The sequence below is a fragment of the Streptomyces thermospinosisporus genome (assembly GCF_039526425.1).
Lineage (GTDB): Bacteria > Actinomycetota > Actinomycetes > Streptomycetales > Streptomycetaceae > Streptomyces > Streptomyces thermocarboxydovorans.
Genome location: NZ_BAAAIZ010000120.1, coordinates 41,878 through 52,474, shown reverse-complemented (window position 1 = coordinate 52,474; position 10,597 = coordinate 41,878). Strand labels below are relative to the sequence as shown.

At 69.5% G+C, this 10,597-nt stretch carries 8 protein-coding genes and 1 pseudogene; 1 reads left to right on the top strand and 8 read right to left on the bottom strand.

Features of this window, described 5'->3' with window-relative positions:
- From ABD207_RS29985 to ABD207_RS29950, 8 genes are all read right to left on the bottom strand, one after another.
- Window positions 1-1,268, bottom strand: a 1,268-nt coding sequence (locus ABD207_RS29985; protein ID WP_344016411.1) for a pyridoxal phosphate-dependent aminotransferase, incomplete at its 3' end; no start/stop codon positions are given.
- A 225-nt stretch (window positions 1,269-1,493) separates the two neighbouring features.
- On the bottom strand, window positions 1,494-2,642 hold the full coding sequence (locus ABD207_RS29980) for an aldose epimerase family protein (protein WP_344016410.1): 1,149 nt from the start codon (window positions 2,640-2,642) through the stop codon (window positions 1,494-1,496).
- Between the two features lie 109 nt (window positions 2,643-2,751).
- The gene (gene mmsB, locus ABD207_RS29975) at window positions 2,752-3,996 is read right to left on the bottom strand and encodes a multiple monosaccharide ABC transporter permease (RefSeq protein ID WP_343999220.1); all 1,245 of its coding nucleotides are present in this window, start codon (window positions 3,994-3,996) and stop codon (window positions 2,752-2,754) included.
- The gene (gene mmsA / locus ABD207_RS29970) at window positions 3,993-5,543 is read right to left on the bottom strand and encodes a multiple monosaccharide ABC transporter ATP-binding protein (RefSeq protein ID WP_344016409.1); all 1,551 of its coding nucleotides are present in this window, start codon (window positions 5,541-5,543) and stop codon (window positions 3,993-3,995) included. The genes mmsB and mmsA overlap by 4 nt, the downstream gene beginning before the upstream one ends.
- 50 nt (window positions 5,544-5,593) lie before the next feature.
- Window positions 5,594-6,706: a multiple monosaccharide ABC transporter substrate-binding protein gene (chvE, locus tag ABD207_RS29965; RefSeq protein ID WP_425580869.1), complete on the bottom strand. Its 1,113-nt coding sequence runs from the start codon at window positions 6,704-6,706 to the stop codon at window positions 5,594-5,596.
- An 88-nt stretch (window positions 6,707-6,794) separates the two neighbouring features.
- Window positions 6,795-7,763: a hypothetical protein gene (locus ABD207_RS29960; RefSeq protein WP_344016406.1), complete on the bottom strand. Its 969-nt coding sequence runs from the start codon at window positions 7,761-7,763 to the stop codon at window positions 6,795-6,797.
- A gap of 150 nt (window positions 7,764-7,913) precedes the next feature.
- Complete coding sequence (locus tag ABD207_RS29955) at window positions 7,914-8,921, bottom strand: zinc-dependent alcohol dehydrogenase (protein WP_344016405.1); 1,008 nt, start codon at window positions 8,919-8,921, stop codon at window positions 7,914-7,916.
- Window positions 8,918-10,081 (bottom strand): mandelate racemase/muconate lactonizing enzyme family protein, encoded by a 1,164-nt coding sequence (locus ABD207_RS29950; protein WP_344016404.1) that lies wholly within the window; start codon window positions 10,079-10,081, stop codon window positions 8,918-8,920. Before ABD207_RS29950 ends, ABD207_RS29955 begins: the two co-directional genes overlap by 4 nt.
- A 173-nt stretch (window positions 10,082-10,254) precedes the next feature.
- Here ABD207_RS29950 and ABD207_RS32240 point away from each other — a divergent pair.
- Window positions 10,255-10,597: pseudogene (locus ABD207_RS32240) on the top strand (SCO2400 family protein); the annotation flags it as partial.

The following is a 10,597-nucleotide window of genomic DNA, read 5'->3' as shown; positions in this document are numbered from 1 at the left end:
GGAGCGGCGGCGAGCCCAGGGGCGCCGGCACCGGCGGTCTGTGCCAGCCCCCGCATGCCTCCCCCGTTGGTCTCGCTCACCAGGCGGTCCACCGCCGCCGTGCCCGAGCTGTAGCCGGTCCCTGTGGACTGCTCGGGCACGGCGGCTCCCCTCCTGGACGTCCCGTAGAGCACCTGTTCCAGGCCGGACACCAGGCGACGCACGTCCACCTGGGGGCGCACCACGAGCCGCAGGAAGCGGCTGGAGGATCCGATCTTGTTGCCGCACTCGCGGACCAGGATGCGGTGCTCGGTGAGCAGCCGGTCCCGGACCACGGTGCCCTCGGCGCCGACCGGGAGGCGCACGAAGAGGAAGTTGCCCTGCGAGGGGTAGACCGTGAGACCCGGCAGGGCGGAGAGCTGGCCGGACATGTCCATCCGGTCCCGGCGCACCTGATGGAGGCTCTGCTGGTACTCCGCCTGGTGCTCCTTCAGCATGAACACCACGTGCTCGGCGAAGGAGTTGAGGTTCCACTTGGGCAGCATGGAGCGCACCCGGCCCGCCAGGGCGGGGTTGGCGACCAGGTAGCCGAAGCGGATGCCGTGCAGGCCGAAGTTCTTGCCGAGGCTGCGCAGCACGATGACGTTGGGCCGCAGCATCGCCTCCTGGACCACGCTGGGTTCCGCCTCCGCGTCGGCGAACTCCAGGAAGCTCTCGTCGATCACCACCAGGTCCAGATCGGCCATGGCGTCCATGAACTGCACGATGGCGTGCTTGTGCAGGAAGCCGCCGTCGGGGTTGTTCGGGTTGCAGATGACGGCGACCCGGGTGCCGCGCGCCCGGATGAACTCGGCGTACTGGGCAAGGTCCAGGGCGAAGCCGCTGGACTCCTGCAGCGGGAACATGTCGACCCGCTTGCCGGTCTCCATCGGCTGGTCGGTCCAGCGGCCGAAGGTGGGCACCGGCACCGCGAGCGACTCGCGGACCAGCAGATGGTCGATCCAGGTGATCAGCTCCGTGGAGCCGTTGCCCATGGCCACGCACTGCGGCGGCAGCTGCAGCAGACTGCACAGCTCGGCCGTGATGGTGTCGGCGCTGCTCGGGTAGAACGTGATGATGTCGCGCAGCCGTGCCGCCATGTCCTCGAACATGGCCGGGGTGGGGAAGTACGGGTTGCAGGGGATGCAGAAGTCCACCGGACCGGCCCCGTCGCTCTCCCGCGTCAGCGCCGCCATCGACGGGCTGTGTGCCGCGGTCGTGCGGAACAGCGAGGTGACGTTGTCGGCCAAGGGAACCTCCGTGTGCGGCGGACCCGGTGGGGAAGGAACGGGCCCGTCATGCGTGGGTGGCCCGCGCGGGGGAGCACGGGCCACCCTGGAGTACGGAGCCGGCCGGGGAGCCGTTCAACGCATGTGACGAAAATGTGACGGCCCGCAGCTCACGGGGGACCCGCGAACAGAGGGAACCCGTGAACAGAGAGAGGCCGCGGCTCAGGAGCCGGAGAAAGCACGGGCTCAGGAGCCGAAGGAGTGGACCGTCGTCGTGCGGTAGGTCTCGCCCGGACGCAGCACGGTCGACGGGAACGACGGCTGGTTGGGCGAGTCCGGGAAGTGCTGCGTCTCCAGGCACAGCCCGTCGCCCTGCCGGTAGACGTTCCCGCCGGTGCCCACCAGGGTGCCGTCGAGGAAGTTGCCGGAGTAGAACTGCAGCCCCGGCTCGTTGGTGCTGATCCGCAGGGTGCGGCCGGAGGACGGGTCGCGCAGGGTCGCCGCGAGCTCCGGGCGGTGGGTGATGCCCTTGTCCAGCACCCAGTTGTGGTCGAAGCCCTTCCCGTACAGCAGCTGCTGGTGCGCGGTGCGGATGTCCCGGCCGATCGGCTTGGCCCGGCGGAAGTCGAACGGCGTGCCCGCGACCCGCGCCGGCTCACCGGTGGGGATGAGGCCCTTGTCGACGGGCGTGAACCGCGAGGCCTCGATGGACAGTTCGTGGTCGTAGATGGTGCCGCTGCTCTCGCCGGCGAGGTTCCAGTAGACGTGGCTGGTGAGGTTGACCACGGTGGGCTTGTCGGTGGTGGCCCGGTAGTCGATGCGCCAGTCGCCGTTGCGGGTGAGGGTGTACGTCACCTTCACCTTCAGCGTGCCCGGGTAGCCCATCTCGCCGTCCGCGCTGGTGTAGTACAGCCGCAGCCCGACATCCGGCCCCTCGGTGAACGGCTCGACGTCCCACACCCGCTTGTCGAAGCCCTGCGCACCGCCGTGCAGGCTGTTCTCCCCGTCGTTGACGGAGAGCTGGTACGCGGTGCCGTCCAGGGTGAAGCGGCCCTTGCCGATGCGGTTGCCGTAGCGGCCGATCAGGGCGCCGAAGTAGGGGCTGGAGGCGACGTAGTCGTCGAGGTTGTCGAAGCCGAGGGAGACATTGGCGTACCGCCCGCGCCGGTCGGGCACCTCCAGCGACTGCACGATGCCGCCGTAGGACAGGACCTTCATCCGGGTCCCGCCGTTCTGCAGCGACCAGCGGTACACCTTCGTACCGTCGGCGAGCGTGCCGAAGAGTTCCTTCACGGGCTTCCTGCCTCCCGAGGCGTGTGCGGTGCCGCCCGCTGCGGCGGCGGTGAGTCCGGCGGCGGCCGCGCCGGCGATGAGGGTGCGTCTGTTCAGTTCCATGCGGCAGCTCCTGACGGGGGGGGAGCGGGACGACACCTCGGGGCGGGGAGAGTGCGGGGCCGGTCAGGACGGCCCCGCGCTCCCCCCGCGTGCGAGGGGCCCCGACGCTCTACGAACCGACCTTGCGCTTGTTCCACACGTCGAACCCGACCGCGGCCAGCAGCACCAGGCCCTTGATGACCTGCTGCCAGTCGGTGCCGATGCCGACGAGGTTCATGCCGTTGTTCAGCACACCCAGGACCAGGCCACCGATGATCGCGCCGAGCACGGTGCCGACGCCGCCGCTCATCGACGCACCGCCGATGAAGGACGCCGCGATGGCCTCCAGCTCGAAGTTCAGGCCGGCCTTGGGGGAGGCCGCGTTGAAGCGGGCGGCGAACACCAGTCCCGCCAGGGCCGCGAGCATGCCCATGTTCAGGAAGACCAGGAAGGTCACCTTCTTGTCCCGCACGCCGGACAGCTTGGCCGCGGGCAGGTTGCCGCCGATGGCGTAGATGTGGCGGCCGATGACGGCGTTGCGCATCACATAGCCGAAGCCGACCAGCAGCACACCCAGGATCAGCAGCACGATCGGCGTGCCCTTGTAGCTGGCCAGCAGCAGCGTCACCACGAGGATCGCCGCGGTGAGCGCGACCAGCTTCAGCGCGAACAGCTTGGCCGGCAGCACCTCCAGCGCGAACTCCTGCTGCCGCCGCCGGTCACGGACCTCCTGGTAGATCACGAACGCGATCAGCGCGAGGCCGAGCAGCAGGGTGAGGTTGTGGTAGTTGGTCTCCGGGCCGACCTCCGGCAGGAAGCCGTTGGCGACCTTCTGCAGCCCCCGGGGGAACGGGCCGAGGGTCTGGCCCTCCAGGAAGATCTCCGTCAGACCACGGAAGGTCAGCATGCCCGCCAGGGTCACGATGAACGACGGTATGCCCCCGTAGGCGATGAAGAACCCCTGTATCGCGCCCGCGAGGGCGCCCACCGCCAGACAGAGCACCACGGCGACCGGCCAGGGCAGGTCGTTCTTCACCATGAACACCGCGGCCATGGAGCCGACGAACGCGGTCAGCGACCCCACCGACAGATCGATGTGCCCGGAGATGATCACCAGCATCATGCCGATGGCCAGGATCAGGATGTAGCTGTTCTGCAGCACCAGGTTGGACACATTGCGCGGCAGCAGCAGGTCGCCGTCGGTCCACACCGCGAACAGCGCCACGATCAGGCCGAGCGCGATCAGCATGCCGTACTGCCGCATGTTGCGGCGCATGCCGTCCAGCACCAGTTTCAGCAGGCCGTCGCCGCCGGCCGGCCCGCCCTTCCCGGCCGGCGCGGGCGCCGGAGTTCTGGCGGTCACATCGGTACTCATCGGGTTACCTCTTTGTCCTTCGTCATCTGACGCATCAGCGCTTCCTGGGAGGCCTCGGCCCGCGAGAACTCACCGGTGAGCCGTCCGGCGGCCATGGTGTAGATGCGGTCGCACATGCCGAGCAGCTCGGGCAGCTCGGAGGAGATGAAGACGACCGCCTTGCCCTCGGCGGCCAGCTTGTCGATGACCGTGTAGATCTCGTACTTGGCCCCGACATCGATGCCACGCGTCGGCTCGTCGAGGATCAGCACATCGGGACCCGCGAAGATCCACTTGCTGAGGACGACCTTCTGCTGGTTGCCGCCGGACAGCTTGCCGACCGGCTCGAAGACGGTGGGCGCCTTGATGTTCATGGACGTGCGGAAGCCCTCGGCGACCTGCCGCTCCTGGTGCTCGTCCACCACGCCGCGCCGGGCGACCTTGTGCAGTGCGCTGAGCGAGATGTTGCGGCCCACGGTGTCGATGAGGTTCAGCCCGTAGTGCTTGCGGTCCTCGGTGACATACGCGATGCCGTGCGCGACCGCCTCCGGGACGGTCCTGGTGCGGATCTCCCTGCCGTCCTTCAGGACCGTGCCCGAGGCGTGCCGGCCGTAGGTGCGGCCGAAGACGCTCATCGCCAGCTCGGTGCGGCCCGCGCCCATCAGGCCGGCGATGCCGACGATCTCCCCGCGCCGCACGGTCAGGGAGACGTCGTCGACGACCTTGCGCTGCTGGTCGATGGGGTGGTGGACGGTCCAGTTGCGGATCTCCAGCGCCGGGGCCGCGCCCTCCTCGGGCTGGTGGGGGGTCCGCTCGGGGAAGCGGTGCTCCAGATCGCGGCCCACCATGCCGCTGATGATCCGGTCCTCGGTGGTCTCCGGTGCCTTCACATCGAGCGTCTCGATGGTCCGTCCGTCCCGCAGGATGGTCACCGAGTCGGCGACCCTGCGGATCTCGTTCAGCTTGTGGGAAATGATGATCGAGGTGATGCCCTGGTCCTTCAACTGCAGGATCAGGTCGAGGAGTTTGCCGCTGTCCTCGTCGTTGAGCGCGGCGGTCGGCTCGTCGAGGATGAGCAGCTTCACCTTCTTGGAGAGGGCCTTGGCGATCTCCACGAGCTGCTGCTTGCCGACCCCGATGTCGGCGACCCGGGTCTCCGGGTGCTCGTCGAGACCGACCCTGCGCAGCAGTTCGGTGGCGTGCCGCAGGGTCTCGTTCCAGTCGATGAACCCCCGGGTGGCGTGCTCGTTGCCGAGGAAGATGTTCTCGGCGATGGAGAGATAGGGCACCAGGGCCAGCTCCTGGTGGATGATCACGATGCCGTGCTGCTCGCTGGCCCGGATGTCCTTGAACCGGCAGACCTCCCCCTCGAAGAGGATCTCCCCCTCGTAGGTGCCGTAGGGGTGGACGCCGGAGAGGACCTTCATCAGGGTCGACTTGCCGGCGCCGTTCTCCCCGCAGATGGCGTGGACCTCGCCCTGCCGGACGGTCAGGCTGACGTCCGACAGCGCCTTGACGCCGGGAAAGGTCTTGACGATCGAGCGCATCTCCAGGACGGGTCCCGCCATGGTCGTGCCTTCCGGTCGGTGTGGATCCGTGAATCGTCGGGTGGCGGCGGTTACTTGAGGTCCGACTCCTTGATGTAGCCGGAGTCGACGACGACCTCCTGGTAGTTGCTCTTGTCGACGGCGACCGGCTCCAGCAGGTACGACGGCACGACCTTCACCCCGTTGTCGTAGGTCTTGGTGTCGTTGACCTCGGGCTTCTTGTCGTTCAGCAGCGCGTCGACCATGTTGGACGCCACCTTGGCGAGCTCCCGGGTGTCCTTGTAGACGGTCATCGACTGCTCGTCGGCGATGATCGACTTCACCGAGGCGACCTCGGCGTCCTGGCCGGTGACGATCGGCAGCGGCTTGGCCTTGGAGCCGTAGTCGTCCGACTTCAGCGCCGACAGGATGCCGATGGAGATGCCGTCGTACGGCGAGAGCACCGCGTGCACCCGGTCCTTCTTGTAGGCGGAGGTGAGGATGTCGTCCATGCGCTTCTGGGCGGTGCCGCCGTCCCAGCGCAGGGTGGTGACCTGGTTCAGCTCGGTCTGGCCGGACTTGACGACGAGCTGCTTCTTGTCGATGTACGGCTTCAGGACGTTCATCGCGCCCTGGAAGAAGTAGCGGGTGTTGTTGTCGTCGTTGGAGCCGGCGAACAGCTCGATGTTGAAGGGGCCCTTCTTGCTGCCGTCCTTCAGGCCCAGCTTCTCGACGATGTAGCTGCCCTGGAGCTCGCCCACCTTCTCGTTGTCGAAGGAGGCGTAGTAGTCGACGTTCTCGGTGCCGAGGATCAGGCGGTCGTAGGAGATGACCGGGATGTCCGCGTCCTTGGCCTGCTGGAGGACGTTGTTCATCGACTTGTTGTCGATCGCGGCGATGATCAGCGCCTTCACGCCCTGCGTGATCAGGTTCTCCACCTGGGAGACCTGCTGGTCCGGGTCGTCCTCGCCGTAGACCAGCTTGGTCTTGTAGCCCTTGGCCTCCAGGTTCTTCTTGACGTTGTTGCCGTCGGCGATCCAGCGCTCGGAGGACTTGGTCGGCATCGCGATGCCGATGGTCGCCCCCTCGGCGCCTCCCTTGTCCTCCTCGCTGCCGCCTTCGCTGTTCTGGCCGCAGGCCGAGAGGGTCAGGGCGAGGGAGGCGGCGGTGGCTATGGCGGCGAGGGCGGCTCTGCGGTTACGCATGATCATCATCCTTGATGAGAGGCCGAGAAGAGATGTGTGGGATTGTGCGCGACTGTGTGGGCTTCTGTGAAGTCGAGTTTCCGGAACGTTATGACGTGGTGCCGAAACGGACCAGATCGCCCGGCAGGCGCGAACCGAGCGGCGCCATCTCGCCGTCGGCGCCGTGCCGGGCCAGCAGGTCCAGGGCCAGCCGCCCGCGTCGCACCCGCTCCTTGGCCGTCGCCAGGGCGAGTTCGCGCAGGTGGTGGCCGTACGGATAGATGCCGGGGGCCTTGGACAGGCCGAATTTCAGATACAGCGGGGCCCCGCGCCGGATGAGCTCGGCGACCTCGTACATGCGCACATAGCCGCCGAGGTCGTCCGGAGCCTCGATGTACATGTCCATCGGGGTGGCCGAAACTCGCCGTATCTCGGTGACATGGCCGAGCGTCAGATCGCTCGGCACATTGATCGAGTCGGCGCCGAGCCGCTCGTACACCGCGTACGCCGCCGGATTGACCGGGCCGACGAGCGCGGAGACCTTGAACGTGGTGTCGGCGGGCAGCAGCCCGGCCGTGCGCGCCCGGTGCAGCGTCCACAGCACGCCCTCGTCCGCCACCAGCAGGCACTTCACGCCCAGCTCGGTGGCGCGCACGGCGTCCTCGACGCATCCGGCCACCGCGTCGTGGCCGCGCGCCCGCAGCCCGGCGCCCCGCGAGTCCGTGCGGGTCGAGCCGCCGATGTCCCAGGTGCCGCGCGGGCCGGTGAACAGGCACAGCTCGATGTCCCGTTCGGCGGTCGCCTCCACCATCTCGGTGATCTCGGCGTCCGTCAGCATCCACACCCCGCTGCCCTGGCTGATCCGGTGGACGGGGACGTCGAGACGGGCCGCCTCCTTCAGGACGACGGCCAGCGCCTCGGGCCCCTCGCAGGAGGGGATCTCGGTACGCCAGCGTCCGCCGCCGGGGAAGGAGTGCGGCGAGGCATCGGCGGGGTCGGGGGCGGGGGCGCCCAGGCCGAGCGCGGAGAGCACCTGCTCTCCGGGCCGGCGGGGTGCCGTGGGGGAGGGGTCGGTCACGAGGGGTCCTTCGTCGGGGTCGGTAGGTGTCGTTCGATATGCCGGACGGCGTTCGGAAACTGGTCCGCGGGTCGGCGAGCGGGCGACCGGGCCGGCCGGGGGGAGCGGACTCGGCCCGGGGGGACGGGGCTTGGCTCAGGTGGGCGGGCCCTAGGGGCGCAGCAGCACCTTCCCCACCTTCGGATCACCGGACCCCACCAGCTCGATGGCACGGCCGAAGTCCTCGAGCGGCAGGTGGTGGGTGACGAGCGGCAGGGGATCGAGCAGCCCGGCCGCGAAGACCCGCACCGCGTGCGCCCAGGCGGCGGGCGGAGCGCCGAACACGGTCCGCACCTCCAGCTGCCGCACCACGAGGCCGGTCGGGTCGAGCCCCTCGGCGCCCGGGGCCGGGATGCCGGTCAGGACCAGACGGCCGCCCCGGCGGAGCAGACCGGCGGCGGTGCGGGCCGCGTCCGCGGACCCGGCGGCCTCGACGACCACGTCGGCATCACCGGGGAGTTCGTCCTCGGTGGTGCGGAAGCGGGTAGCGCCGAACCGGTGGGACAGCTCCTCGCGGTCGCGCCGGGTGCCCACCACCAGCAGGTCGGCGGGGGAGTACGCCCGCAGGAACTGCACCGCGAGCATGCCCAGGGTGCCGGTGCCGGCCACCGCCACCCGCTCGCCGGGACGGACGTCCGCCTTCAGCACCGCCGCCGCGACGCAGGCGGCCGGCTCCAGCAGGGCGGCGGCGGTGAGGTCGGCGTCGTCGGGCAGGGGGTGCAGCAGCCGGGCCGGCAGGGTGAGCGTGGGGGCCATGGCGCCGGGCTGGGTGAAGCCCGTCTCCTCGTAGCCCGCGTCGCACAGGGTGGTCTCGCCCGCATGGCAGCGGTCGCAGACCTGGCAGTTGCGGAAGCCCTCGCCGGTCACCTTGCGGTGCAGCAGGGAGCCGGGGACACCGGGGCCGGTCCGCTCCACGGTCCCTGACCACTCGTGGCCGGGGGTGAGCGGATAACGGACGTAGCCCTCCGGGCGGTTGCCCTGGTAGACCTCGCGGTCGCTGCCGCAGATGCCGGCGGCGTGCACCCGGACGAGCGCCTCGCCGGGGCCGGGCTCGCGCGGGGTGTGCGGGACGAGACGGTGGACGCCGGGCGCGTCGATCACCACTGCGGTGCCGGTCATGCGGTCCCCTTCGGCCTGCGCTGCTCCCAGCCCTCGGCCCACAGGTCGAACCGGGCCTGCTGCTGCGGGAACTCGGCGGCCGCCGCCACGTCCAGCTCCACGCCGAGCCCCGGCGCGTCGGAGAGGTGGAAGCAGCCGTCCTCCGGATCCACCTGCGGGGCGCCCTTCACCACCTTCTTGATCTCCGCGTCCGCGAAGTCGTTGAAGTGCTCCAGGACCTTGAAGTTCGGCGTGGTGAAGCCGACCTGGAGGGAGGCGGCGGTGAGCACGGAGCCGCCTACGTTGTGCGGCGCCACCAGCATGTAGTGGGTCTCGGCGGTGGCGGCGAGCTTGCGGGTCTCCCAGATGCCGCCGATGTGCCCGACGTCCGGCTGGAGGATGTCGGCGGCCTGGTTCTCGAACAGCTCACGGAACTCGATGCGGTCGTGGATGCGTTCCCCGGTGGCGATCGGCATGTCCACCTTGGCGGCCACCTTCCGCAGCGCCTTGAGGTTCTCCGGCGGCACCGGCTCCTCCAGCCAGGCCGGCCGGAAGGGGGCCAACTCATGGGCGAGGCGCACGGCGGTGGCGGGGGAGAAGCGGCCGTGCATCTCCAGCATCAGCTCGGTCTCGGGGCCGACCGCGTCGCGGACCGCCTCGATGAGGGAGACGGCGTAGAGGGTCTGCTCGTGGTCCAGCTCGAAGTGACCGGTGCCGAAGGGATCGATCTTCAGGGCCCGGTAGCCGCGCTCCCGCACCTGCCGGGCGGCCTTGTGGTACGCCTCCGGGGTGCGCTCGGTGGTGTACCAGCCGTTGGCGTACGCCTTGACCCTGTCGGTCACCTTGCCGCCGAGCAGCTGCCACACCGGCACGCCGAGCGCCTTGCCCTTGATGTCCCAGCAGGCCATCTCGACCACCGCGATGCCGGACATCACGATCTCCCCGGCGCGTCCGAAGTCGCCGTACTTCATGCGCCGGACCAGCGCCTCGGTGTCGAAGGGGTCGGCGCCGCGGATGTGGTTGACCTCGGCCTCCTTCAGATAGCCGAGCAGGGCGTCGGTGTGGCCGAGCATCCGGGTCTCACCGACACCGGTCAGGCCCTCGTCCGTGTGCACCTGAACGTAGGTCAGATTCCGCCAGGGCGTTCCGACCACATGGGTGCTGATTCCGGTGATGCGCACGGTTGCTGCCCCTTTGGACGTTCGATATTTCGGCACGCGTTCGAAATTCTGGCGAGACAGTAAGGACGGGCGGCGAGGGTGTCAATGGGGCGTGCAGGAAACGGCCGTCTGTACGAAAGATTCACAGGAAGGTCTAGGAAGAGGACGTGACCGGAACCTAACCTTCCCGCGTCATGGACTACTGCCACCCCTGCCAACGGCACCTGAACGGCGCGCTCGCCTGTCCTGGCTGCGGTGCGCCCGCACAGGTCTCCGTTCCTCAGCCGGTGCCGGTTCCCGAGCCCGTGGTGCACCGGGAAGAAGAAGCCCCGTACGGGCACGCGGAGCACGAGGAGTCCGCGGAGCCGGAGCGGCCCGTGGCGGAGACGCGGCAGGGTGGCAGGCGCGACCGCAGGGCGGCGGCACAAGGAGCCGGCCGGCGGGACCGCAGGGCCGGGACGCAGGCCCCCGGCCGGCGGGACCGTGACGCGGAGGCGCACGGCGTCAGCCGCCGGGACCGCAAGGCGGGCGCCCACC